The following is a 25,024-nucleotide window of genomic DNA, read 5'->3' as shown; positions in this document are numbered from 1 at the left end:
GGAAGTGTGCAGTGCTTTTCCCCGCACCCAGATCCGAACAGAAAGTCATATCATTCAAAAAGGAAACGCCGTTCACTCAACCTCACGAGTGTCGACACATGGCCGATAACGACAGGGTTCACTTTACCGACTTGTGAGTACGCTATATTGAAACAGATCAAAGTTACGCCGCTTTTCGTGAAAAGATGAAATTTAATGACACTTTTCACGGTCAGTATGAAATTAATCGTCACCTTATAAGGTCGAGTCAGGTATGAACCGACAAGCCCGTTATGAGGCACTGGTGCGCGCTTGGCACCGTGACCTCTATCGCTATGCTTTCTGGCTAGCGAAAGACCCGCATATCGCGGAAGACTTAGTGCAAGAAACCTGTTTGCGCGCATGGCGAGCACTGGACAGTTTGCACGATGATAAAGCCGCAAAAGCCTGGCTTATTACTATTTTACGCCGAGAAAATGCGCGACGTTTCGAACGTAAACAGTTCGATACCGTCGAGGTCGAAGAGGGAGAGTTGGTCGATAATACTCGCCCAAGTGAAGAAGCCTCGATGGAGCAGCGCTGGTTACACCGTCAAATCGCCGCCCTCGCCCCTGAGTACCGAGAGCCGCTAGTGCTGCAAGTGATCGCGGGGTTTAGTGGCGATGAAATCGCTCAGATCCTTGATTTAAATAAAAACACGGTGATGACACGTTTATTCCGAGCAAGAGCGCAACTCAAAGAAGCACTCGATACCAACGCCAACCCGGGAGGCAAACACTATGGACGATCTTGAATTCCGTCGCCGTCTTCTGGCTGATCCGCATACCACAGATCCAGATATCCAAGCACATAAGTCAGCGTCAGCAAGCCATCAACAGTATGCCGACGATATTGCCGATCTCGACAGTAAAATCGACCAAGCCTTGCGGGTCGATGTGCCTGAGGATTTGGCGGATAAAATCGTATTTGCACAAACATCCCATGTCGCTGCTCAGACGAAGCGACCTCGCTGGCATCTGGCGATCGCCGCATCGATTGCGTTTGTATTTGGGATAGCTTTGGGGCAATTTAACTGGGGATTGGGTAGCGTGGATATCAACCGTGTTGCCTTGGCACACTACTATCATGAACATGCCTTTATCGAGGGTGTTAATGAAAATGCCAGCATTCAACAGGTTAACGCTAAGTTACGTCCTTTCGGAAAAGCCTTCACCCAGCTCCCCGGCCAAGTCACCTATATCAACCATTGCAGTTTTGGTGACCAACATGCGCTGCATATGGTGATGGAAGCTGATGGGCAGGCCTATACGGTTTTTGTGGTTCCCATGTCCAGTCAATCTCCTGCCCAGCAGCGTGATGGTAATATGATGTCGGTAAGCCTGCCGGCTCATGATGCGAGCGTCATTGTCGTCGGTGAAGCGAACGAGACATTGTCACCGCTTGCCCAGCAACTGCAAAGCCATTTGCACCCACAAGCGATATAACAAAATACGCGGCGATCATACTCGCCGCTTTTCTCTCACGCTCCACGCGTTGATAGCGGTCGGCCCGCCCCTTTTTAGCGAACACGCGTGTACACAGATGTACGCTGAAATACTGATCATCGCTAACTAACTAACCACTAAAATTAGTAATAAGAACTAGTTTTGAAATTAAAAATAGATTTTTATTCTGTTTTACCTACCATATACGACAGGAAAATTGATTTAACCTCAAGAGAGTTTAGGCTGAGCGTCCCTTTTTATAGCGAACAAGTAAGCCGATGAAAAATAATAAGATCGTTTATCTCGCCGTCGCTGCGGCATTGGGCTCTCTTTCAACCTCCGCGTACAGTGCAGGTTTTCAATTAGCCGAAACCTCCGCAACGGGCCTAGGCCGCGCATTTGCCGGTGAAGCCGCAATGGCCGATAACGCCAGCGCCCAGTTTCGTAACCCAGCCTTGTTGAGCTATCTAGCAGACACCCAAGTTTCTGCCGGCGGTATTTACGTCAATCCAAATGTCGATATTGAAGGTGATAATGCGACTTACGGTAAGACATCTGCCAGTGACGTCGCTCATGATGCGGTTATTCCTAACTTTTACTTTTCGCATCCGATCAATGACCGCTTTACTGCCGGCCTAGCTCTCGCCACCAACTTTGGCATGGAAACCGATCTGGGCAATGACTTTACCGGTACCCAGTTTGGTAATGAAGCGGCCGTCACTACGTTTGAAATCAACCCAAACCTTGCGTGGAAAGCCACCGAGCAATTGCGCGTCGGCGCCGGCCTTCGCTATGTGTTGGGTGAAGGCAGTATTGGAGCGAAAAGCAGCGCGCAATACGGCCCTTACCCGAAAGGGACGACCCTCAAATATATGGAAGGGGATGACCGCGCATGGGGATGGCAATTCGGTGTTGCTTATGACATCAACGACAATAACCGCATCGGTTTTAACTATCGTTCTGAAGTCGAGCTAACACTTGAAGGTCATGCTGAAGGATTGAGCTATGACTCAGCCAATCCAAACCGTCATTTTTCAGGCAGCATGGATCTAACTCTACCAGCAACTGCAGAATTATCTTCCCTGCATCAATTGTCGGAAAATTGGGCGGTGCATACCAGCCTTAATTGGACCGATTGGAGCAGCTTTGACAAGCTCGAGGCCAATATCCCCTCGCTGTCTAGCGATCCAAAGATGGTGAAAGTAGAGAACTGGCAAGACAACTATCGCTTTGCCGTGGGGACTACCTACCAGTGGGATCAAAAACTAACGCTACGTTCAGGCATTGCCTACGATACCTCAGCAGTGAGCGATAAAAACCGTACCCTGACCATCCCTGAAACCGACCGGACTTGGGTGAGTGTGGGTGCTGGCTATGACGTGACGTCACAACTGACCTTAGATGCAGCCTTTACTTATGTTTTTGCCAAAGATGCTCCCGTGAAGGAGCCTCGTGATGGAATTGCGTCCGATCAATCAGGATCTGTGTTTGGCGGCAATTTTGAAGGTGAAACCACAGGTAACGTGTGGCTACTGGGTGTGCAAGCTAGCTACCGTTTTTAATATTTTGATTTGACGAAATACAAACACCACGGTTTTGGCCGTGGTGTTTTTTATCCCTTTTCGCGCAAGCGGCTTATGAAGATTTACGGCGCGGCGTCAATGTCATCGATAAAGTCATCCAAGAACTCATCGTTGAGCGCGGGTTGTTCTTTCAGCGCCTCATCGCCTTTCGCGCGATACAAACGGTTTTGCAAATAGGCTTCTCGCGCGAAAGCGTAAGGGTCTGGCGAGTTATCCAACTGCGATTCCTGTGAGACGAGTGCAGCACGTGACTCCATCCCCTCGAACATCCACTTCAGTACCGATTGCGGCAAAGTCAGCAAGGCAAGTGGCGGATACAAACCATCGACAAACTCCCCTGCGCCTTCTCGCACAGACGTTGGCCCATACCCTGGTAGCATCAAATAGGCGCCGTGGCCAACATCATAATGCCCCATCGCGTCACCAAATTCGCGCTGATCGTATTTCTGAATATCCGCATCCGAGGCAATATCAATAATGCCACCGAGCCCAAACAAGGTATTGATCCAGAAACGGTTGAAGTGAGTGACAGCTTTCTCCCCTTCCAACATCAATAAGCTGTTTAAAAAGCTCGCAGGCTCTTCAAGGTTGCCTAAAAAGTTCGAAATACCGGTCCGCATTGGACTGGGAACATAATCGACGTAGGCGATAGAAACAGGCCGTGCAACGTAAGGGTCTAAATAGTCATAGTTGACAGTCCACATCGCACGGTTAAACCCTTCTAACGGGTCTTCAGGATGGGGCTCAGCACCTTCGGGCCGAGAGGCACACCCAGATAGCAAACCGAGCACGACCGCTATCAAACAAAGACGTTTCCACATCAAATTCATTTCCCTAATAGTAAGGCTGGGCAAGCCCAGCCTTTTACGCAAAGAAGTCTATTTTGTCGTGATTATTGCTGTTTGTCGATTGTCACGCTTGCAGCTTGACCGATTTTAACCGGCTGACTGCTTCCTACCCAATCACCGTTTTTAGTAGCAACATTGCCATCCGCGTCAATGCGCGCCTTGATCACTAACGTCTCTGGAGAAGATAGCGCACGATTGGGATTTAAGCTGTCGGTATCAGACAAGCGAACGGTTACCGGAAACTTAGAAAGCGGTAAGCGCTTTGCCGCCAACGGCATAGCCGCTTGCGCCGACTCATGGGCAGACACGATAAGTACCCCATTATCAGGAAGGGTGACATCCTCGCCAAGGCTCACCTTCACCTCTACCGCCGCTCCTTGCGCGGCGTTAAGAGCCAACTGAGCGCGCGCGATCGATTGATCCAGTGTTTCGTTACGTGGGTCATCAGGACCAATCAAGGTTTTCATCGCTTTCCACGTCGCAATCGCGTCATTAAATCGGCTTTGCTCAAACGCTTGATAGGCCAGTAACGACATGGCTTGCAAGTTAAACGGGTCGTCACTCACTACCGATCTCAGCAAGGTTTCTGCACGGCCACTGTCGACTTCCGATCCAGCAAACAATAAGGCTTGCGCCAACCCTATCTGAATTTCGGGACGAGAGGGTGATAACGCGTAGGCTTTTTCCATCGCCCCTTTGGCCGTCTCCCTGTCGCGATTAGCAAGGCCAATACGGCCTAATAGCAACCAACCGGTACTGTCATCTGGCTCATACTGTAAACGGGTACGAAGCGCTAAGGTCAGATCTTGCATCTCCTGCTGTGACATGGGCTGATCATTATTTAAAAGCTTCTTAGACAACGCTGGTAGGTTTTCCGCGGTGGTTTGCCAATCAGCTACTTGGTTAGCACTGCCTTTGACGCCATATAAGCCAAAACTCACCACCGCCAACACAATCAATCCAGGAATCCACTGCATGGGTGATAAACGCAAATGGCGCGCTTGTCGTGCTTTTTCCTTTTCCGGAATATCGTCCAGTAACGATTGCTGTAAATCTTGGGTGAGATCTTGCTCGTTATCAATCAGGCCTTCCGCACTTTCCGCCTTAATTTCGTTCACGCGATCAAAATAAAAGGCTTTGTTCAGAGCATCTCGGCTTGCTTGATGATCATGGTCTTTTTTTTGCCATAGCGGCCACAGAAACATCACTGCACCAAGAATAAACAGCACCAAGGTGGCACTCCAAAACTCCATCATTTGGGCTCCTTGTTATGATTATTATCTGCCTGTTCTGAATCATCTGACGACGCTAACAAATCCTGCAAGCGTTGCTGTTCATCCTCACTCAGCGAGGTCTTTTCGAGCTGTTTATGGCGACGGCTGCGCACAATCACCACACCGATACCCGACACCAATACCAGTGCGGGTGCCAACCATAAGATCAAGGTGGATGCCGTCAGTGGTGGGTTGTACCTCACGAAGTTACCGTACCGTGCCACCATAAAGCTTAAGATCTCTTCATCACTGCGCCCTTGCTGAAGCATTTGATGTACCTTTTGACGCAGATCTTGCGCTAGCTCTGCATTGGAGTCAGCGATACTGTTGTTTTGACACTTAGGACAACGCAACTCATGGGTCAGGGCTCTGAAACGTGCTTCTTGCTCTGGCGAATCAAATTCATAGACATCAATAGCATTGGCCAATGCAAATGCCGCACTCATCCATAGCACGCACAGTAAGGCGAATCGTTTCATTGCACCTCCTCCTTGAGTGACTGATACATCGGGCCTAAGGTCTGCGCCCAATTGGAGGCATTCACGTCACCCACATGACGATATTGGATGATGCCATTGGCATCAATGAGGAAGGTTTCAGGCGCACCGTACACTCCCAGATCAAGCCCTAACATCCCATCGCCATCATACAAGCTGATCTGATAGGGATTACCGAGGTTATCTAACCATTTTATTGCCTTCGCACGATCATCTTTGTAATTAAGGCCGATGATCTTCACACCTTGCGCCGCCAATTTGTTCAAGAATTGGTGCTCAGCGTAACAAGTCGGGCACCAGGTTGCCCACACATTCAGCAGTAAAGGCTCGCCGCTAAAAATGGCCTGATCGTACGCTTTGTCTGGCGTTTTCAGATCTTCAAGACGAAACTCAGGCACAGGCTGTCCGACCAACACCGACTCCAGTTTGGTGGGATCGTCTCCTTGGGCATTCTTTTCCAATTGCGAAACAAAAAAGAACGCCAAGGCGGCAAAGATCACCAGCGGTAAAAACAGCAACCCTTTTCTCATGCCCGCGCCTCCTTCACGTGAGTCGATTTGGTCTGGCGACGGAAGCGATAGCGTTTATCACTGATCGCCAAAGCGCCACCCACCGCCATGACAATGGCGCCAAACCAAATCCAACGCACAAAAGGCTTGTAGTAAAGACGCATCGCCCAAGAGCCATCAGGAAGTTCTTCCCCCATGGCAATGTAGAGATCGCGCGTTAAGCCGCGATCGATGGTGGCTTCGGTCATCATTGAACGCTGAACACGATAAAAACGCTTCTCCGCTTCAAGGTGATTAATAAAACGCTCGCCGCGATAGACATCGAACGACGCGACAAAGCCATCGTAGTTAGGGCCGTCTTTGTGAGACAAATCGGTGAAGTTAAAGGTATAACCTTCTAACGTGACACTGCTACCCGGCGCCATCTTCACATCACGTTCGATATCGTAATTTTCGACCATTGCGACCCCAATGATGGTGATAGCAAGACCAATATGGCCGAGGACCATCGCCCAGTGACTACGGCCGAGCTTACGGATCCCAACCATAAAGGCGTGTCGGTGGGTCGCACGAATATAAAGCTCATAGCCGTGAAGAAGGGTGATCCACGCGGCCATAGTGATGCCCATTGCCGCCATCGCTTTAAAGCTGTCTGCGAAGAGGGCAATGGTCGCCACCCCAAATACAACCGAAGTAAGACCGCTTATCCACATCGGTTTAGCGAGGGTACTCAGCTTGTCTCGCTTCCAGCGGATCAGAGGCCCGATGCCAAGGAAGAAGGCAAAGGGCAACATCAACCATGCGAATAGAAAATTGAAGAAGGGCTCACCAATCGAGACCGACCCTAATCCGAGTTGCTTGTGTACCAAGGGTAACAAGGTACCAATCAAGACAACCACTAACCCAGTCATCAACAGGGTGTTATTGACGAGTAGCGCATTTTCACGTGAGATGAGTGACACTTTCGTTCGTACCCGCACTTCCGATGCCCGTAAGGCATAAAGCAGCAGAGACCCGCCAATAACGACAACCAAAAAGCCTAAAATGAATAGCCCGCGCGCAGGGTCTGACGCGAACGAGTGAACAGACACAAGCACACCAGAGCGCACCAAGAAGGTGCCCAGTAAGCTCAATGAGAACGCTGCGATGGCGAGTAAAACGGTCCACGCTTTAAAGGTGCCGCGCTTTTCCGTCACCGCTAGGGAGTGCATTAATGCCGTTCCCGCAAGCCAAGGCATAAACGACGCGTTCTCTACCGGATCCCAGAACCACCAGCCGCCCCAGCCAAGCTCGTAGTAAGCCCACCAAGAGCCCAACGCAATCCCCAGGGTTAAGAACAACCAGGCCGCCGTTGTCCAAGGGCGCGACCAGCGCGCCCAGGCCGTATCTAACCGGCCAGCAATTAAAGACCCAATCGCAAAGGCAAATGCCACCGAAAAGCCTACATAGCCCATGTAGAGGATTGGGGGATGAACAATTAAGCCGGGATCTTGCAGAAGCGGATTCAAATCGCGCCCATCAACAGGAAAGTAAGGCAAGGTGCGATCGAAAGGGTTTGAGGTCAAAATAATAAACAGCAAAAAGCCGACCGAGATCATCCCCATCACTGCGAGTACACGCGCAATGGAAGACAGTGGCATCCCGCGACTAAACACCGCTACCGCGACGGTCCACAAGGCTTGAATTAACACCCAAAGTAACAAAGAGCCTTCATGGGCGCCCCAAACAGCGGTCAGCCGATAGTACCAGGGTAATGCACTGTTGGAGTTGCTTGCCACATAGGCAACGGTGAAATCATTGGTATAAAACGCCCAACTTAATGCGATGAATGAAAAGAGCAACATGGCGAACATGGCGACCGATAAAGGCCGTGCCATTTTCATCATACCTTCATGGCCTTGGCTGGCCCCATAAAGGGGATAAAAACTCAATAACAGCGCTAATCCCAAGGCGAGGATCAGCGCAAAATGCCCCAGCTCAACAATCATAATTGACTACCTTGCTTTTGTTGGTCAGTGTATTCGAGCGGTTGATGGCTTTTTTGCATCGCTTCAGCAATCTCTGGTGGCATGTATTCTTCATCATGCTTCGCCAGCACTTCACTGGCTTTCACCGTACGCGAATCAACCAGCACACCTTGCGCGACAATCCCCTGCCCTTCGCGGAACAAATCCGGCAAGATACCCTCGTACGTAACGGTAACAGCAGGGCCAACATCAGCGACATCAAATTGAATTTGCAGCGACTCTTGATCGCGTTTGACCGATCCTTCTACGACCATGCCGCCAATGCGAAGTCGTTGCCCAACCTGAGGTTTACTGCCATCCGGCTTACCTTGAACAATTTCGGTTGGCGTATAGAACAAGTCCATATTTTGGTTCAGTGCATAAAGCACTAACCCCATTGTGGTTGATACACCCACCAATAAGGCAAGCGTGATCCAAAGCCTTTTTTTACGACGAGGGGTCATAAGGTGTTCTCCAGTGCTTGGGCATCTTTAATGCGTTTTTCTCGCGCCATTTGTTTTTTGACGGCTTCAAGCCGTTTCTTATGGGTACGATGGTAACCAATAACCAGTGCAATTAATGCCAATGCGGTGATGCCAAACGCACTCCACACGTAACCGGCATAACCTCCCATCGCCAAAAAAGCACTCATGCTATCAAAATGCATTATTTGTCCTCCACCAAGGCTCGCACCCAAGGGCGGTGCGACTCACGCAACACGATCTGATTACGCAGCCCCATTAAGGTCAACGTGGCAAAAAAGCTAGCAAACCCAACCAAGCAAACCAGTAATGGCCAGAGCATGTCTGGATCAATTGACGGGCGGGCAAATTTGGTAATCGTGGCGCCCTGATGCAAGGTGTTCCACCACTCGACAGAGAAATGAATGATCGGCAGGTTAATCACCCCCACCATCGCCAATATTCCCGCCGCTTGGGCCGCCATTCGCGCATCATCGAACGCGTTATACAGCGCCATGACACCGATGTAGAGGAAAAGCAGGATCAATTCTGAGGTGAGCCTCGCATCCCATACCCACCAAGCTCCCCACATGGGCTTGCCCCAAATCGCGCCAGTGATCAAGGCGATAAAGGTAAAGACAGCACCAACAGGGGCAATCGCGCCCACCGCCCAGTCTGCCATTTTGAGTTGCCAGACTCGCCCAATAAAGGCTGCAATGGCCATCGACAGATAGGCGCCCATTGACCAAATGGCCGCGGGCACGTGAATATAAATGATGCGAAAACTATCGCCTTGTTGGTAATCAGCAGGCGCGAACGCCAAGCCCCAAATACAACCAATGACTAAGCTCAGCCCGGCGAGCACCGCAAACCATGGGATGAGTTTCCCACATAAACGATAACTATTTTCCGGTTTTGCGTAAGGGTGAAGCCACTTCCACATGACAATTGCTCTACTTCCTGATTAATTATTAATTCACGCTCACACGCAATGCTGCGGCGATAGCAAAGGGTGCTAGGGTCACGGATCCCGCGAGCAAAGCACCGAGAATAGCCAACTGCCCACTAATGTTGGCGCCAAAACTTGCCATATCGATGGCTGATGTCGCGAAAATCAGTACTGGAATGTACAAAGGTAGGATCAATAGGCTCAACAGCACGCCGCCTTTACGTAATCCAACCGTTAACGCTACACCTATCGCCCCAACAAAACTCAGGGTTGGGGTCCCTAACAACAGAGTCATCACGACAGCTTGGTAACTGTTCCAGTCCAAAGATAGCAATAACGCCAATAGCGGACTGACTACCAACAGCGGTAGCCCCGTTAGTAACCAGTGTGCGATGACCTTTGCCATCACCACCAGAGGCAACGGCACAGGCATCAGCATCATTTGCTCAAGCGAGCCATCCAGATAGTCATCACGAAAAAGACGCTCTAGAGATAGCAAGGCTGACAGCAGCGCCGCAACCCAAATCACTCCCGGCGCAATCTCCTGTAACAAATTTGCACCTGGCCCCACGCCAAGTGGGAAAAGGGTGATCACTATGATAAAAAACCAGAGCGGATTTAGGCTGTCCGATGGTTGCCGGAAGGCAACTTTCAATTCTCGGCGGATAATCAGCCACATCGCATTGATCATTGGGCCCCCAGACGGATACGTTGCAGTAAAGGGTGGCCGACAAACATATCTTGGTGAGTGGTAAAAAGCACCATCCCGCCTTGCTCGACATGACGTTCAAATACCGACTCGAGCACCTGCACACCTTGCTTATCGATCGCGGTTAGCGGCTCATCAAGCACCCACAGTTTACGGTGGCTGCTCAACCAAAGACGCGCGAGCGCGATACGGCGATTTTGTCCCGCAGACAACTGTGCGGCAGGAATATCTTCTCGTCCCGCTAAACCGACTTTGGCCAACGCTTGCCAAATAGCCGCTTGGTCGTCTCGACCATGCATTTTCATGTAATACGAAAGGTTTTCGAACGCGGTGAGTTCGCGCTTAACCCCTGTGGTGTGCCCTAAGAACAGTAAGTGACGATAAAATTCATCTCTTTGCTGGGTAATCGTCTGTTGCTGCCAACAGACTTCTCCACTATCTGCGAGCCCCAGCCCCGCGATAATCCGCAACAAGGTGGTTTTACCCGCCCCATTTGGGCCTTCAATTTGTACAAGGTCGCCGGGAGAAAGAGAGAATGTCAGCGCATCAAACAACACTCGGTCATCACGAACACAGCAAAGCTGTTTCACTTCCAACATGACAAATGTTGCATCCTGCTTTGTGTTACAAAATTGGACGCATAGTACCACATTGGTCAAAATGACTGTTAGTTACCACAGGGTTGCAAAGTGTGACTCGCGTAAATAATTGTGAGAAACCATGAAGATCGGAACAACGCCCCCTCAACAATTGGTGTTTAAACCACCAATATCGGCACCGGCACTTGCCCAAAATATTGATGCCGCTTTACTTGCTAATGCCCACTTTACCCTGTTAACGCCGGGCAGCTCGACACCGCTATCTGACACACTGGCACAACTTCATCTCTTCCCTGCGGTATTGAATGCGATAAAGAATCAGCCCCCTGCCACTCAAGCCATGATGCAGTCGTTACTGGCGCTGTGGACACTCCCCGGTAGCAAAAGCCACCAGCCTCTCGATCCTGAGACACTGATGCAATGGCTGACGCATCGCCCTGCTGACAAACCATTAACAACCCTATTGCGCCAATGGCTAAATCGTAACGAAGACGCGGGTCCCTTAATCGGCGTATTACGTCTGATGGCCGAACAGCGCGTCTCAGAGTCTGCACGGAGTGGCGAGTGGCAATGGGTGTTCCCATTTGCCGAACCAGAGAAGCCTCCGGTACGGGTACATGTTAAACGGCGTCAGTCAGAAAAAAAGGCGAAGCCAGAGAAGCAACAGTGGCAGATACGTTTATATCTACCTGTGGGCAAGCAGTATGTCCGCGCAGACGTAAACCTTGAGGGAAAAGGAGGAAGCTTACTGCTAACGGCGCCGACGGACGCGCTAAAACGACGAATACAAGCAACATTGCCTTGGCTAGAAGAGCGCTTGGCATCGCAACACATCCCGCTCGACATCGCCATCAACCCTCACCATAACAGCCAGCCGCCCGAGCAAGATACACGTCGTGCAGGCTTATCGATAAAGGTGTGATCATGAAGAAAACAAAACGAGCCATTGCGCTAGGGTATGACGGCTATCAGGCGCCCAGCGTCAAAGCAAAGGCAGTCAATGAATTGGCAGATGCCCTCATTGAGGCACTGTCCGACCAAGGCTGTTTGATCCACAAAGATGAGAATTTGCTTAAATGGCTAGAACGCCTAGAGGTTGGCGAAGCGATTCCACCCAGTTTGTACCGTGTGGTTGCAGAATTGATCGCTTATGCTTGGGTATTAGAAGGAAAAACCCCACCCGGGTGGCAAGGACCTAAGCCCATCAACACTAAAGTGTAACTACCGTTGTTGATTTGCCGTTTGGCGTTTGCGTAGACTAAGTAGCAACTCAGCCTCGGCCTTGGGCAAATCACACTCATGCATCAGCTCATCGAGATCGGCGCCGAGATCAACCATCTTGCTAGCACGACTGTAAAGGCGACTGCCTGGATCTTGCATTTCAAGTTCCACCTGCTTTTCCAGTAACTCGTCAACATTTGTAGCAATGTCTGCCAGTTTTTGTCCCATGCCCATACTGCCCGCACGCAGCTCATTGAACTGTTTAGCAAGGCTGTCGTGGCGCTGACGCGCACTTTTCAACACGGTTTCCATGGCCTGCAACTTATTTTCAAGTCGCTCTCTGGCGCGTCGCTCAATCCGCAAACGCCACAAAGCGACGATGGCAAAAACCACCGTCACTGCGACAGGTAACCAAGTCAATAACAGCGCAACCATTACAGCATTGCCATTTCATTCCATTCTTCGTCGGTCAACAGTTTGTTGAGATCAACGAGGATTAGCAAGTCGCCATTGCGGTTGCTAACGCCTTGGATAAATTTGGCGCTTTCTTCTGTACCGACACTTGGTGTGGTGTCAATTTCTGAGGTTTTCAGGTACACCACCTCAGCCACACTGTCGACCATGATACCGATCACTTGTGTTTCCGCTTCAATCACGATTACACGGGTATTGTCGGTGACTTCGCCTGGCATCAAACCAAATCGAGAGCGAGTGTCAATGACGGTTACCACGTTACCACGCAGGTTGATAATCCCTAACACATAATCGGGTGCGCCGGGAACAGGAGCGATTTCGGTGTAGCGCAACACTTCTCGCACCTGCATGACGTTGATGCCGTAGGTCTCTTCTTCGAGCTGAAAAGTGACCCACTGCAATACCTCGTCATTGACGCCTTCTTTTTGAACTTCAGCTACCTGAGACATTGATTTTCCTCTTTACGCGCTGTGCAATTTATCATTACGCCATCGCTTTGGCGTCAATCCCCTGATTTAACATAGCAATAAATGCTTGAACATGGATCAGGGCACACATTTTTTCTTTGACCATACCCGCCAACCAAGGCCGCTTTCCGGCTTGCTTGCGCCAGCGAATTGCTTTACCACTTAATGCCTGAGTGCCCAATAAGCGATTACAGGCCAGTCCCCACTTACTATCACCCAGTATTACTATGTAATTATAGTCATCTCTGTGGCTATTATCTGCCAGTTTTTCTGGCATCACCCAACGGGCGGTATCGACCACATCAAGCTGTTGGTGTTTTTCTGTCTGCAAACCCAGATACCAGTCAGGACGACCAATCAAGTGATTGCAATCTCCCAATTGGTGGATCCCGCCTAACTCCGCGAGCGGCACCGCATAGGTCACGCCCATACTCTCAAAAAATAACACCTGAAACTCAGAGGCGGTTTCCACATTTTCCCATTGGGTTGGCGGCAGGTCCTCTCCAGCTTGGGTCTCTGGCTCCACTGCTGACTCGACATCGACTGTTTGCTCGGCTTCCACCTCGGTTTCAAGATCTACCTCGGTGTCACGATCCACTGCAGTGTCAAGCTCGGCATCAGTGGCAATATCCGCCTCCAGATCGGTCTGGGGCTCAACCATCATTTCAGCATCAAGATCGATTGCCTGTGCCTGCTCGGTTTCAACCGCTACCTCTTCGGTCACCTCGGTGTCCACGATAGGCTCATCCAGCAACGTCTCGGTTGTCACCTCTGTGTCGCTCTCAATGTCTGTCTCAGTGGTAACCTCAAGGTCAGGCTCAACCACTGTATCCACATCAGGAGTGTCTGTTTCAGTCGCCGTTTCTACTTGAGGCTCAACCTCCGCTTCGGCTTGCGCCAGTTCGGCTTCTTCATCCACTTTCAGTTGCGCAAGCAAGCGCTCAACCTCGGCGAGATCGCGTTCTGGTTCAGCAAATGCCACCGGCTCAACGTCGGTCTCATCAGGGGCAAGCTTAGGCTGAGGCTCAAGCTGATAATCTGGGTCAAGTGGCGTCGCCGTTTTCTGCCAACTTGGTTCGCTGTCTGACTGACGCACGCTATCTTCAGCAACGGCCTCTTGCTGAGGTGCACGGGTCTCGTCTAAGTCATCCAGTAAGGCTTCAAAATAGTCATCGAGCGCCTGACCACTGGATAGGGCATTATGCTTGTTCATCCTGCTCCAGTCGCTCCAAATACGTTAACAGTGTCTTGTAGGCAAAAACGCCGCGGCAATTTTTTGCATAAAACGACGCGGGCATATGTTTTAGGCTCGCATCGCGGAATTTGGTGTCGATGGGCACCGCCGATGCCCAAACCTGATCGCTATAACGCACTTTAAGCTCTTGCAATGTTTCTAACGATGCGCGAGTTCGCTTGTCATACATGGTCGGTATGATCGTTAAGTTAAAATTAGAGGTTCGCGACTTCTGCATGATCTGCAGGGTGCGCATCATACGCTCTAACCCTTTCATTGCCAAAAATTCTGTTTGTACTGGGATCAACACACGGTGACTCGCTGCCAATGCATTCACCATCATCACCCCCAGTATAGGCGGGCAATCAATGAGGACATAATCGTACTCATCAGCCAGAGAATCGAGTGCCTTTTTAAGCACCAACCCCATCCCGCCGCGATTACCCATCACTCGGTCTAGTGTCGCAAGGGACATATGCGCAGGAATCAAATCCATGTTGTCGAACTGGGTGCGCACAATCAGTGGCTTCACCGTTTCTTTATTCACGGTTTGCAGCTGAAAAAGATCGAATAAGCTCGCAGGCAACTGCTCAGAGTCAAAATTTAGATAGGTCGACAAGGAGGCGTGCGGGTCCGTGTCCACCAGCAGAACGCGCTTTTTACGTTCGCTAATTAAACCGGCCAGTGTCACTGTGGTGGTTGTCTTACCGACACCGCCTTTTTGGTTGGCGATACTCCAGACTATCAAGCCCCACTCCTTATTTTAAATTCAGCTCAACCAGAATACGCTCTGCGATACGATCGAGCGGTAAATCCTCCGATGAAATACCCGCTTTAGCCACCGCTTGAGGCATACCGTAAACGACACAGCTTTCTTCGTCTTGTGCCCATATGGTGGAGCCTGCGCTCTTCAGCATTCGTGCGCCTTCTCGGCCATCTGCCCCCATGCCTGTCAACACCATCGAAAGGACCTTGTCACCATAGACTTTGGCCGCCGAGCCAAAGGTGACATCGACACAGGGCTTATAGTTCATGCGCTCACCGCCATCTAAAATTTTCAAGCGCGCTGCGCCCGGCCGGCCATCTATCATCATCTGCATGCCACCCGGCGCCAAGTAAGCATGGCCCGGCTTTAATGCATCACCGTCTTTGGCTTCGGTAACTGTAATCTGACTCAACCCATTCAAACGCTGTGCAAATGCTGCCGTAAATGTTGCCGGCATATGTTGGATAAGCACGATCGGTAGTGGGAAGTTGGCGGGAAGCTTGGTCAACACTTTTTGCAGTGCGACGGGTCCACCAGTCGATGTGCCGATCGCAACGAGCTGATAGCGTTTACCACTTGCAGTAAATCGCGCAGGTGCCTTTGATTTTGCCGCAGGGGCTGCGTTTGGCGCCGCAGGACGGACAGGCGCACGTGCGCCACCCGCTGGCGAGGCAGTTTGTCCTGTTGTCGCACTCGGTGCTGGTTTGCTAGGACGACGCAAGAAAGAGCGCTTGCGCGCAATTTCGAGGACGCGCTGTTGAAGTAAGCTGGTCGCTTCATCACGATTACGTGCGATATCCTCAAATTTCTTGGGTAAGAAGTCCAAGGCCCCCGCTTCGAGCGCATCAAGCGTCGCTTTTGCGCCTTCATGAGTCAGAGACGAAAACATTAAGATCGGCGTCGGCGTCTGTGCCATGATCTGACGTACCGCAGAGATACCATCCAGAACAGGCATCTCAATATCCATGGTCACGACGTCAGGTTTGAGCTGAGCAACCTTCTCTACCGCTTCTTTGCCATTCACCGCGGTATCAATCACTTCCAGCCTAGGATCGCCGTTGATAATCTCACTGACGCGGCGGCGGAAGAAACTTGAGTCATCCACCACCAGAACTTTCACTGCCATGCGCTTCCTTTTCTCAAATTAACCCGCGTAATGTTTTAGCAGGTTGGGCACATCGAGGATAAGAGCAATATGTCCATCACTGGTGATGGTTGCCCCAGCCATACCGGGAGTCCCTTGTAGAAGTTCATCTAGCGGCTTAATGACCACTTCTTCTTGACCGAACAAGGTGTCCACCACAAACGCAATGCGTTGATGGGCAATTTGCACAATCACCACATGGCCCTTGGTTTTATCGATATCAGACTGACCCTTGCACAGCCAATCTTGTAAGAAGAACAGCGGAATCGCTTTGTCCCGCACAATGAGTGTTAGTTGTCCATCCACCGTATTGGTACGAGACATATCTAAGCTAATAATTTCACTCACGTTAGACAGTGGGAACGCAAACGGATTATCGCCGACACCTACCATCAATGTGGGGAGAATAGCCAACGTTAGCGGAACCTTGATTTCAATAATGGTACCGCGCCCCAACTCAGAGTCGATGTTAATCGAACCGTTGAGCTTGGTGATCCCCGTTTTCACCACGTCCATACCAACACCACGTCCAGAGATATCTGAGATCTCGGTTTTGGTAGAGAAACCGGGGGCGAAAATCAGGTTATACGCTTCACTGTTAGTCAGTCGTGCCGCAGCATCCGCATCTAGGACACCACGATCGACCGCGATGCCTTTCAGTTTCTCCGCATCCATACCGCCACCATCGTCTTCGATAGTCAGCAGAATATGGTCACCTTCTTGCGACGCTTTCAAGGTGATGGTACCCACTCGTGGCTTACCCGCCTTTTCACGTACGTCTGGCATTTCAATGCCGTGGTCAACCGAGTTACGCACCAAGTGGACCATGGGGTCGGCCAATGCCTCAACCAAGTTTTTATCCAAGTCGGTTTCTTCGCCTTTCATCTCAAGGACGATTTCTTTCTTCAAGCTACGCGCTAAATCACGTACCACGCGTGGAAAACGACCAAATACTTTTTTGATTGGCTGCATGCGCGTTTTCATGACCGCGCCTTGAAGGTCGGCGGTGACCACATCAAGGTTGGTGACCGCTTTGGACATGCTCTCGTTGTTGCTACTTTGCCCCAAGCTCACTAAGCGGTTACGTACCAGAACCAATTCCCCCACCATATTCATGATGGCATCGAGGGTTGAGGTATTAACGCGAACGGTTTGCTCCTGCTGTGGGGCGGCAGGTGGTTTTTTCTCCGGTGCTTTTTCTGGCGCAGCCGGGGCCTTATTGCCAGCCCCCGCCTTAGCAGGCGTACTGGGTTTAGCGGGTTCCGCTTTTTTGGGTTCTGGCTTGGGCTCGGGCTTTGGTTCAGCTTTAGGCGCTTCTGCTTTTGCCGCTGCTGGCGGCGTATCGCCCGCGGCAGGTCCTTTTCCTTTCCCGTGCAAATCATCGAGCAGCTTTTCGAACTCATCGTCATCGATGAATTCATCATCACCGCCACTCGCTGGCGCTTTTTCAGAAGCGGTCTGCTCTGGTTTGTCGTTGCTATTTGCCGCGGGGCCTTTACCCGCACCGTGTAAATCGTCTAGCAGTTTCTCGAATTCGTCATCGGTGATATCACCACTGTCGGCCTCTGTGTCTGCAACCACATCGGGCTTGTCTTGGCTATCGCCGCCTGCTGTCGGCGCTTTCCCTTCGCCATGCAGTTGATCGAGTAAGCGATCAAATTCGTCTTGGGTGATCTCATCGACCGAATCACCACTGATCGCGTCATCACTCGACGCTGAGGCTTCCGGTTCTGGGGTCGGCTCTGGTTCTGGTTCTGGCTCTGGCGTTGGTTCTGGCTCTGGCTCAGCCGCCTGCTCGTCTGCACTGGCAGGTTTCGCATAGCGGTGCAGCGCCTCTAGCAACTCAGGCGAGGCCGCTGCCGGCTCTTCACTACTTTGAACCGCTGAGAATTGATCATTGATGGTATCCAACGCTTGCAAAATGGTGTCCATCACATCTGAGGTCAACTCTCGACCATGGTTACGCAGCGTATCAAAGACATTTTCCGCACCGTGACATGTGTCAACCAGCGCATTAAGGCCCAAAAAGCCAGCCCCGCCTTTTACGGTGTGGAAGCCACGGAAGATGGCATTCAGCAAGTCTGAATCATCAGGGGCACGCTCCAAGTCGACCAGCTGTTCAGACAGCTGCTCAAGGATTTCTCCCGCTTCAATCAAAAAGTCCTGAAGGATTTCTTCATCCATTTCAAAGCTCATAGCGCACCTCTAAAAACCCAAACTCGATAATAAGTCATCGACATCATCCTGGCTGTGGACCACGTCATCACGCTCTTCAGGATGAATAATCGGTCCTTCCGGCGCTGACTTGTCAACGGTATCTTCTTGTTGAGACGGCGCTTCTCCCGCCGTCTCGTCATTTTCCATGCCGAATGCAGTCAGAATTTCGACGAGTTGTTGTTCAACTTCTTGCACAAGTTCGATAACACGTCGAATCACTTGGCCGGTGAGATCTTGAAAATCTTGAGCCATCAAAATATCGGTCAAATGGCCGTGAAGCTCTGTCGCTCCGCCTTCCACCTGGGTCAACAACTCGTCGATGTTGTGGCAAAGGCTTTTAAACTCATCCAGGGCGATTTCACCCCGCATCAAGCTGTTCCAATTTGGCCTAACCGCTTGCAAATTATCTTGCAACTCACTGGCAATAGGCATGGTACGTTCAACCGCATCCATGGTGCGGTTGGCCGCAAGCTCGGTTTTCTCCATCACATAAGTGAGGCGATCGCGAGCGTCAGGAATATCGACAGTCGCCAAATCACCAATTCTGGGATCCAAGCGAAAGTTGGAGATAGAGTCGTGTAATTGGCGGGTGAGTTTGCCCACTTCATTAAACAGTGGGTCTCGCGCCTCTTTCGCGATATCAGCGAGAAGCGCATTAGCGTTATCTTGCTCTCCACTCTCAAGATACGCGACCAATTGTTTCGCTTGGTCCAGATTGATCATGACGATTACCTTTTACTGTGCGCTTGCTAATTACATGCGCTCGAAAATTTTATCGAGCTTCTCTTTCAGTGTGGCAGCAGTAAAAGGCTTTACGATATAACCGTTCACGCCTGCTTGCGCAGCTTCAACAATCTGCTCACGCTTCGCTTCGGCAGTGATCATCAGTACAGGGAGATGCTTCAGCGAGTCATCCTTTCGGATCTCTTTGAGCAAATCGATTCCCTGCATCCCAGGCATATTCCAATCGGTCACGACAAAATCAATACCGCCCTTTTTGAGGATTGGCAGCGCTGTTAAGCCGTCATCCGCTTCAACGGTATTGTTGAAACCTAAGTCACGAAGAAGATTCTTTACGATACGGCGCATTGTTGAAAAATCATCAACAACGAGAATTTTCATGTTTTTATCCAAGGTTGCCTCCGGTGAGGTCTCGTTTTATTGTCGAAACTGTTACTTACTCACTATGCCAAGCGGAAAGCTTGGCTCTCAATCGTTGCGTGGCCTGACTCTGAATCTGACAGACCCGGGATTCACTCACCCCAATCACTGCCCCTATCTCTTTGAGGTTTAATTCCTCATCATAATAAAGAGATAGCACCAGTGCTTCTCTTTCGGGAAGACTTTTTATCGCCGCGGCCAATGCCGCTTTGAAATTATCCTCCGCAACATCCTGAAAGGGAAGATTGTCGTTGCGATGACTGTCGGTTGTAAATGCATCTTCGGAGACACCTAAGTCGTCCATGCCGATTAATCGGCCACAGTTAACGTCATTCAGTGCCTGATGATACTGATCTAGGCTCATATCAAGCCGTTGTGCCACTTCTACATCCGTGGGATCACGGCCTAATTCCTTTTCCAGTGAGGCTATCGCATCACTGATTGTCCTGCTTGCTTTGTGGACCGAGCGTGGCACCCAGTCACCACGGCGCATATCATCCAGCATAGCACCGCGAATCCGAATACCGGCATAGGTTTCAAAACTTGCGCCCTTACTCGGATCATAATTTTGCTGCGCTTCAAGCAAACCTATCATGCCTGCTTGAATTAAATCTTCGACTTGTACACTCGGCGGCAAGCGCCCCATCAAGTGGTGCGCTATCCGTTTGACCAAGCTTGAGTATCGTTCGAGTACCCCTTGGCCATTATCACCCGTGCGACTATAGGTGAGCGCTTTATTCACGAATTAACTCTCCTGCGTCATCATTTTTGATCAGCAAACGCTCAACAAAAAACTCCAGATGACCACCAGGGTTACGCGGTACCGGCCACGTCAGCGCTTTATTCGCCAGAGCGTTTAAAGCCAGCGACGCTGGCGAGCGAGGAAATGCGTCGATAACAACTTTCTGTTTTCTCACTGCTTGCCTCACTCTTTCATCCACAGGAACACATGCCACTAATTCTAGATTAGCATTTAGAAACCTTTCAGTGACTCGCGTTAATTTTGTGAACAAATCTCGCCCTTCACGGTAGCTTCTGACCATATTTGCTACGATTTTAAAGCGATTCACGCCATGTTCACGGCTTAAAATCTTGATCAGAGCATAGGCATCGGTTATCGAAGTAGGCTCATCGCACACCACGACCACCACATCTTGCGCTGCACGCGAAAAGCTCAGTACCATATCAGAGATCCCCGCAGCGGTATCTACTAAGAGTACATCAACCTCTTCTTCGAGTGTACCAAAAGCGCGAATCAAACCAGCATGTTGCGCGGGAGTTAGCTCGGTCATGCCTTGCATTCCAGACGATGCTGGCACAATTTTCATACCGTGCGGCCCTTCAATGATGATGTCTTTCAAATCACAAACACCTTGAAGGACGTGAGACAAGTTCTTGCCGGCTCGTAATCCGAGCAACACATCGACATTCGCCAAGCCAAGGTCTGCGTCAAGCACCATGACTTTTTTGCCTTGGCGCGCCATAGAGGCCGCCATTCCTAGGGTGACATTTGTTTTCCCCACACCACCTTTACCGCCAGTCACTGTGATGACTTTAGTCCGTGAGGGGTTGGTTAGACGGCGAAGGCCGCTTGCTTGATCTTGCATGGTTGTCTCAATCATAAAAGTCCGCCCCATTCGACTCTGGGACATCACTGCTCCAGAAGTGATTGTGCTGATCCGCGCCTGATTCCAGCATTTCGCTGGCTTTTGACACGAGGAAGTGTCCTGTCGCTTGGCGGATATCTTCCGGCACACGTTGCCCGTCAGCTAAGTAAGCAACAGGCAGGGCATTTTCGATGGTGACACACAACAGCTCACCGAGGCTTAGAGATTCGTCCAGCTTTGTCAGCACGCAGCCGGACAAAGGAATACGACGAAAATGTTCAATGGTTTCTTGTAATACGCGACGTTGGGACGTCGCAGGCAAAACCAGCAAGCTGCGGATATGCGAACCGCTGTTTTGCATTAATGTATCGAGCTGCTCTGAAAGGCGCAGATCGCGCTGACCCATTCCGGCAGTATCAAGCAATATCAAACGTCTATGACGCAGTTGATAAAGGATGTCGGCCAGTTCATCGGCATCTTTAGCCACCTTGACCGGACAGCCAAGAATACGCCCATAGGTCGCAAGTTGTTCATGCGCCCCGATACGAAACGTATCTGTGGTGACTAGCGCGATTTCTTCAGGGCCAAAGTCCATGGCGGCACGGGCCGCAAGCTTGGCGATCGTGGTAGTTTTTCCTACTCCGGTAGGGCCCAAAAGCGCAATCACGCCGCCTGTTTCAAGCATGTTTTCATCCACGGTGATGATTTGGTCAGCGACCAAATCAAGCAGCGCTTGCCAAGCTTCAGTGGGAGGCGTGTCTTCTGGGATATAACACGCGAGCTGATCCGATAGGTCAGACGATAACCCCATGCGCTCCAAGCGTTTAATCAGCATGGCACGCAGCGGCTCTCTACGTTCAACCTCTTGCCACATCAAGCCTGACAGCTGATGTTCAAGCAAGCTACGAATGGAGGCCATTTCTTGGCGCATCGCTTCAATCTCTTCATTGGACGATTGCGACTGGCGCGCTTCGAACCGGGAAGGATCCAGTTTAGGCTTGCTACCCGGCTGTTGATGCTGGCGCCCTGCATCTTGCCAACTGCCACGACCATTGCTCTTCAACTCGCGACGAGGTTCATAACCTCGCCCCAATGCGGCAGGCCGCTCAGGTTCTCTCGAATTCGAATGACGTTGAGGGTCGGGGCGAGATGACTGTTTTTGTTGTCGTTGCAACAACGCAGACAGGGAGTCGGCTTCGTTTTGAGGCGCACGGTCTGCTGGGCCTGATTTATCTCGATATTCATCGAGCATGGCCGAAAAACGGGGCGGTCGCTGATTGCGCGGCGCCGCTTGTTGGCGTTGGCGCAATTGGACCTTGTCGTCAGCGAGCTGGCGGTGTGCATTTGAGTATGCCTGCGCCGCCTGCTCTTGTGCATGAGCCTGTGGCTGCGGCTTGGCAGGAACAGGATCTGTATCGGCATCGACGGCAGCAACAATTTCCACACCACCAGTCACTTTTTTGTTAGACATGATCACCGCATCCGCACCGAGCTCTTCTTTGACTTGGCCAAGTGCAGTACGCATGTCTTTAGCAAAAAAACGTTTGATTTTCAAAGCTCTGCCCTACTCAAATAACGGTATTAATTATTACCGACCGCATTGACGATACGAATTTGTTTCTCATCCGGCACTTCTTGATATGACAAGACACGTAGCGTCGGAATGGTATTCTTCACAAATTTCGCTAAGGTCGCTCGAAGCACGCCAGACGTTAGCAATACGGCGGGCTCGCCTTGCAGCTCTTGCTGCTGCGTTGCCTCGGCTAATGATGATTGCAGGCGTTCTGCTAACCCAGGCTCAATGCCTGTCGACTCACCACCGGAGGCCTGCATGGTTTTATGCAACATCTGTTCCAGCTCAGGCACTAACGTAATGACTGGAAGTTCTGGCGCAATACCATTGATTTCCTGCACGATCAGTCGACGCAGCGCAATCCGAACCGCTGCGGTGAGAATGTCGGGATCTTGACTCTTTCCAGCGTACTCGGCCATGGTCTGAACGATAGTGCGGATATCTCGAATAGGAATCGCCTCACTGAGCAAGTTTTGCAATACCTTCACCAATACACTCAGTGGGATTTGGTCAGGGATCAGTCCCTCCACCAAACGCGGCACTTGTTTACCCAGCATATCGACAAGGTTTTGAGCCTCTTCGTGACCCAATAAACGCTCGGCGTTATTGGTCAGCATTTGACTCAGGTGGGTCGCCAATACGGTGGCTGAGTCGACCACCGTATATCCTAACGCCTGAGCGTGTTCGCGTTGGCTCGGCTCAATCCAAACCGCTTCGAGTCCAAATGCGGGATCTTGCGTCGGCTCGCCTTCAATCGGACCAAACACTTGTCCTGGATTAATAGCAAGTTCATGCTCTGGACGGACTTCCGCTTCGCCCACCGCGACGCCCATCAGGGTTATCCGGTAGTTATGCGGCGGTAACTCCAGATTATCGCGAATATGCACCGGCGGAATGAGGAACCCAAAGTCTTGAGAGAGTTTTTTACGCACGCCTTTGACCCGGTCAAGCAGTTCACCACCTTGATCTCTATCCACCATGGGGATTAGGCGATAACCCACTTCGAGACCAATCACATCCACAGGTTGCACATCATCCCATGACAACTCTTTCGGTGTGATAGGCGCCGTCTCTGGCTGCTCAGGCTCATCTGCTTTTTGTTGTGCTTTGTGATACTGCTGGTATTTCCAATAGGCCAAGCCTCCACAAATAATCGCTAACAGCAGGAATGGGATGTGAGGCATGCCCGGCACAATACCCATCACGGTAAGAATACCAGTAGCAATCATCAGCGCGCGTGGGTTATCAAACAGTTGGAAGACAACTTGCTGCCCCATGTCTTCATCAGTATTTTGACGCGTCACCATAATGGCGGCACCAATTGACAGCAAGAGTGACGGGATTTGTGCCACCAAGCCGTCACCAATGGTCAGCAAGGTATAAACTTCAATCGCATCAGAGAACGGGAGGTCGTGCTGTCCCATCCCGATAGACAGGCCACCGACGATGTTAATCAACAGGATCAGGATACCGGCGATCGCATCCCCTTTAACGAATTTAGACGCACCGTCCATAGAGCCGTAGAAGTCTGCTTCTTTGGTCACTTCTTGACGACGCGTCCGCGCTTGTTCTTGATCGATAAGCCCAGCATTTAAGTCGGCATCAATGGCCATTTGCTTACCGGGCAAGGCATCCAAGGTAAAGCGAGCACTCACTTCCGAAATCCGTCCGGCACCCTTGGTCACTACCATAAAGTTGATGATCATCAGGATAAGGAACACCACCAGACCAACGGCATAGTTGCCCCCGATCACCACCGAACCAAACGCGCCGATCACCTGACCCGCAGCATCCGGCCCTTCATGGCCATAGAGCAACACCACCCGAGTCGACGCAACGTTCAACGCCAAGCGTAATAAGGTCGCTATCAACAACACCGTGGGAAACGCGGCAAAATCAAGTGGACGACGGGTATAAATCGTGACGAGCAAAACCACCAGCGACAAGGCAATGTTGAACGAGAACATCAAGTCCAACAGCATGGGCGGAACGGGCAATACCACCATCGCGAGGGTGGCTAATACTAGAATAGGTGCCCCAACCGCGGGCATCGCACGCAAGCGGTGGTAAGGAACTTTGTCTGAGAATGGCAGCTGCCACTTGGCTTTTAGCATGTTACAAGCTCAAATCCATGATAGGTGAACGGCGGAAAAAGCGACGCGCTCGTCAAACATAAGAGGAAGGGGAGAAAGCAATATTTGCGCCAACAAACAACCCCGAAAGTGTCAGCATTTTGTCACTTCTCAGACAAAAACACGCAGC

At 50.9% G+C, this 25,024-nt stretch carries 27 protein-coding genes; 5 read left to right on the top strand and 22 right to left on the bottom strand.

Translation table 11 applies throughout. The annotated features are described in order from the left end of the window. The first annotated feature begins 253 nt into the window (after positions 1–253). The 3 genes from E8E00_RS03260 (at position 254) to E8E00_RS03250 (ending at position 3,025) form a co-directional block, all read left to right on the top strand. Positions 254–772: a sigma-70 family RNA polymerase sigma factor gene (locus E8E00_RS03260; RefSeq protein ID WP_069587200.1), complete on the top strand. Its 519-nt coding sequence runs from the start codon at positions 254–256 to the stop codon at positions 770–772. After that, positions 759–1,463, top strand: coding sequence for a DUF3379 family protein (locus E8E00_RS03255; RefSeq protein WP_096629553.1), 705 nt, complete (start codon positions 759–761; stop codon positions 1,461–1,463). Before E8E00_RS03260 ends, E8E00_RS03255 begins: the two co-directional genes overlap by 14 nt. Before the next feature lie 278 nt (positions 1,464–1,741). Continuing rightward, the gene (locus E8E00_RS03250; protein WP_096629556.1) at positions 1,742–3,025 is read left to right on the top strand and encodes an outer membrane protein transport protein; all 1,284 of its coding nucleotides are present in this window, start codon (positions 1,742–1,744) and stop codon (positions 3,023–3,025) included. An 83-nt stretch (positions 3,026–3,108) separates the two neighbouring features. On the opposite strand, the gene E8E00_RS03245 is transcribed toward E8E00_RS03250, so the two are convergent. The 10 genes from E8E00_RS03245 to ccmA all read right to left on the bottom strand — a co-directional run bounded on the left by E8E00_RS03245 (position 3,109) and on the right by ccmA (position 10,898). Then, the gene (locus tag E8E00_RS03245; protein ID WP_069587196.1) at positions 3,109–3,867 is read right to left on the bottom strand and encodes a VacJ family lipoprotein; all 759 of its coding nucleotides are present in this window, start codon (positions 3,865–3,867) and stop codon (positions 3,109–3,111) included. Positions 3,868–3,938: 71 nt separating this feature from the next. Continuing rightward, entirely contained in the window at positions 3,939–5,150 is a 1,212-nt protein-coding gene (gene ccmI, locus E8E00_RS03240; protein WP_096629559.1) for a c-type cytochrome biogenesis protein CcmI, read from the bottom strand. Beyond that, complete coding sequence (locus E8E00_RS03235; protein ID WP_096629562.1) at positions 5,147–5,647, bottom strand: cytochrome c-type biogenesis protein; 501 nt, start codon at positions 5,645–5,647, stop codon at positions 5,147–5,149. Before E8E00_RS03235 ends, ccmI begins: the two co-directional genes overlap by 4 nt. Further along, complete coding sequence (locus E8E00_RS03230; RefSeq protein ID WP_096629565.1) at positions 5,644–6,195, bottom strand: DsbE family thiol:disulfide interchange protein; 552 nt, start codon at positions 6,193–6,195, stop codon at positions 5,644–5,646. Before E8E00_RS03230 ends, E8E00_RS03235 begins: the two co-directional genes overlap by 4 nt. After that, positions 6,192–8,162 carry a heme lyase CcmF/NrfE family subunit gene (locus tag E8E00_RS03225; protein WP_096629568.1) on the bottom strand — a complete coding sequence of 657 codons (1,971 nt, stop codon included), beginning with the start codon at positions 8,160–8,162 and terminating at the stop codon, positions 6,192–6,194. Before E8E00_RS03225 ends, E8E00_RS03230 begins: the two co-directional genes overlap by 4 nt. Further along, entirely contained in the window at positions 8,159–8,644 is a 486-nt protein-coding gene (gene ccmE / locus E8E00_RS03220; RefSeq protein WP_069587187.1) for a cytochrome c maturation protein CcmE, read from the bottom strand. The genes E8E00_RS03225 and ccmE overlap by 4 nt, the downstream gene beginning before the upstream one ends. Then, positions 8,641–8,847, bottom strand: coding sequence for a heme exporter protein CcmD (gene ccmD, locus E8E00_RS03215; protein ID WP_069587186.1), 207 nt, complete (start codon positions 8,845–8,847; stop codon positions 8,641–8,643). Before ccmD ends, ccmE begins: the two co-directional genes overlap by 4 nt. Next, on the bottom strand, positions 8,847–9,584 hold the full coding sequence (locus E8E00_RS03210) for a heme ABC transporter permease (protein ID WP_069587184.1): 738 nt from the start codon (positions 9,582–9,584) through the stop codon (positions 8,847–8,849). Before E8E00_RS03210 ends, ccmD begins: the two co-directional genes overlap by 1 nt. Positions 9,585–9,612: 28 nt before the next feature. Further along, positions 9,613–10,281 carry a heme exporter protein CcmB gene (ccmB, locus tag E8E00_RS03205; RefSeq protein ID WP_069587183.1) on the bottom strand — a complete coding sequence of 223 codons (669 nt, stop codon included), beginning with the start codon at positions 10,279–10,281 and terminating at the stop codon, positions 9,613–9,615. Next, positions 10,278–10,898: a cytochrome c biogenesis heme-transporting ATPase CcmA gene (ccmA, locus tag E8E00_RS03200; protein ID WP_069587182.1), complete on the bottom strand. Its 621-nt coding sequence runs from the start codon at positions 10,896–10,898 to the stop codon at positions 10,278–10,280. Before ccmA ends, ccmB begins: the two co-directional genes overlap by 4 nt. Before the next feature lie 121 nt (positions 10,899–11,019). Between ccmA and E8E00_RS03195 the strand changes: the two genes are divergently transcribed. Both E8E00_RS03195 and E8E00_RS03190 read left to right on the top strand, forming a co-directional pair. Then, complete coding sequence (locus E8E00_RS03195) at positions 11,020–11,820, top strand: flagellar hook-length control protein FliK (protein WP_096629571.1); 801 nt, start codon at positions 11,020–11,022, stop codon at positions 11,818–11,820. A 2-nt stretch (positions 11,821–11,822) separates the two neighbouring features. Continuing rightward, positions 11,823–12,119, top strand: a complete 297-nt coding sequence (locus E8E00_RS03190; protein ID WP_069587179.1) for an EscU/YscU/HrcU family type III secretion system export apparatus switch protein — start codon at positions 11,823–11,825, stop codon at positions 12,117–12,119. Here the strand turns inward: E8E00_RS03190 and E8E00_RS03185 are convergent, their stop codons facing one another. The 12 genes from E8E00_RS03185 to flhA are packed head-to-tail and all read right to left on the bottom strand — an operon-like array spanning position 12,120 to position 24,876. Then, positions 12,120–12,554, bottom strand: coding sequence for a DUF2802 domain-containing protein (locus E8E00_RS03185; RefSeq protein ID WP_096629573.1), 435 nt, complete (start codon positions 12,552–12,554; stop codon positions 12,120–12,122). It abuts the gene before it with no gap. Beyond that, positions 12,554–13,042, bottom strand: coding sequence for a chemotaxis protein CheW (locus tag E8E00_RS03180; RefSeq protein WP_069587175.1), 489 nt, complete (start codon positions 13,040–13,042; stop codon positions 12,554–12,556). Before E8E00_RS03180 ends, E8E00_RS03185 begins: the two co-directional genes overlap by 1 nt. 34 nt (positions 13,043–13,076) lie before the next feature. Next, positions 13,077–14,273: a chemotaxis protein CheW gene (locus tag E8E00_RS03175; RefSeq protein WP_096629576.1), complete on the bottom strand. Its 1,197-nt coding sequence runs from the start codon at positions 14,271–14,273 to the stop codon at positions 13,077–13,079. Further along, positions 14,260–15,042: a ParA family protein gene (locus E8E00_RS03170; RefSeq protein WP_069587171.1), complete on the bottom strand. Its 783-nt coding sequence runs from the start codon at positions 15,040–15,042 to the stop codon at positions 14,260–14,262. Before E8E00_RS03170 ends, E8E00_RS03175 begins: the two co-directional genes overlap by 14 nt. Positions 15,043–15,052: 10 nt before the next feature. Then, positions 15,053–16,186 carry a chemotaxis response regulator protein-glutamate methylesterase gene (locus tag E8E00_RS03165; protein WP_069587169.1) on the bottom strand — a complete coding sequence of 378 codons (1,134 nt, stop codon included), beginning with the start codon at positions 16,184–16,186 and terminating at the stop codon, positions 15,053–15,055. Positions 16,187–16,204: 18 nt separating this feature from the next. Continuing rightward, complete coding sequence (locus E8E00_RS03160; RefSeq protein WP_096629579.1) at positions 16,205–18,400, bottom strand: chemotaxis protein CheA; 2,196 nt, start codon at positions 18,398–18,400, stop codon at positions 16,205–16,207. A gap of 9 nt (positions 18,401–18,409) precedes the next feature. Next, on the bottom strand, positions 18,410–19,144 hold the full coding sequence (locus E8E00_RS03155) for a protein phosphatase CheZ (protein WP_069587165.1): 735 nt from the start codon (positions 19,142–19,144) through the stop codon (positions 18,410–18,412). 30 nt (positions 19,145–19,174) lie between these two features. Further along, positions 19,175–19,543, bottom strand: coding sequence for a chemotaxis response regulator CheY (gene cheY / locus E8E00_RS03150; RefSeq protein WP_069587163.1), 369 nt, complete (start codon positions 19,541–19,543; stop codon positions 19,175–19,177). Positions 19,544–19,598: 55 nt separating this feature from the next. After that, positions 19,599–20,324, bottom strand: coding sequence for an RNA polymerase sigma factor FliA (locus E8E00_RS03145; RefSeq protein ID WP_077479269.1), 726 nt, complete (start codon positions 20,322–20,324; stop codon positions 19,599–19,601). Further along, positions 20,317–21,204 (bottom strand): MinD/ParA family protein, encoded by an 888-nt coding sequence (locus E8E00_RS03140; RefSeq protein ID WP_069587159.1) that lies wholly within the window; start codon positions 21,202–21,204, stop codon positions 20,317–20,319. Before E8E00_RS03140 ends, E8E00_RS03145 begins: the two co-directional genes overlap by 8 nt. Beyond that, positions 21,197–22,744 carry a flagellar biosynthesis protein FlhF gene (gene flhF / locus E8E00_RS03135; RefSeq protein ID WP_077455501.1) on the bottom strand — a complete coding sequence of 516 codons (1,548 nt, stop codon included), beginning with the start codon at positions 22,742–22,744 and terminating at the stop codon, positions 21,197–21,199. The genes E8E00_RS03140 and flhF overlap by 8 nt, the downstream gene beginning before the upstream one ends. A 26-nt stretch (positions 22,745–22,770) precedes the next feature. Beyond that, positions 22,771–24,876, bottom strand: coding sequence for a flagellar biosynthesis protein FlhA (gene flhA, locus E8E00_RS03130; RefSeq protein ID WP_077639665.1), 2,106 nt, complete (start codon positions 24,874–24,876; stop codon positions 22,771–22,773). Between the last annotated feature and the right edge of the window lie 148 nt (positions 24,877–25,024).

The organism is Salinivibrio sp. YCSC6 (assembly GCF_004916735.1).
GTDB classification, from domain to species: Bacteria; Pseudomonadota; Gammaproteobacteria; order Enterobacterales; family Vibrionaceae; genus Salinivibrio; species Salinivibrio proteolyticus.
Note: the sequence above shows the minus strand (reverse complement) of the source record. Positions and strands in the feature narration are given on the sequence as shown.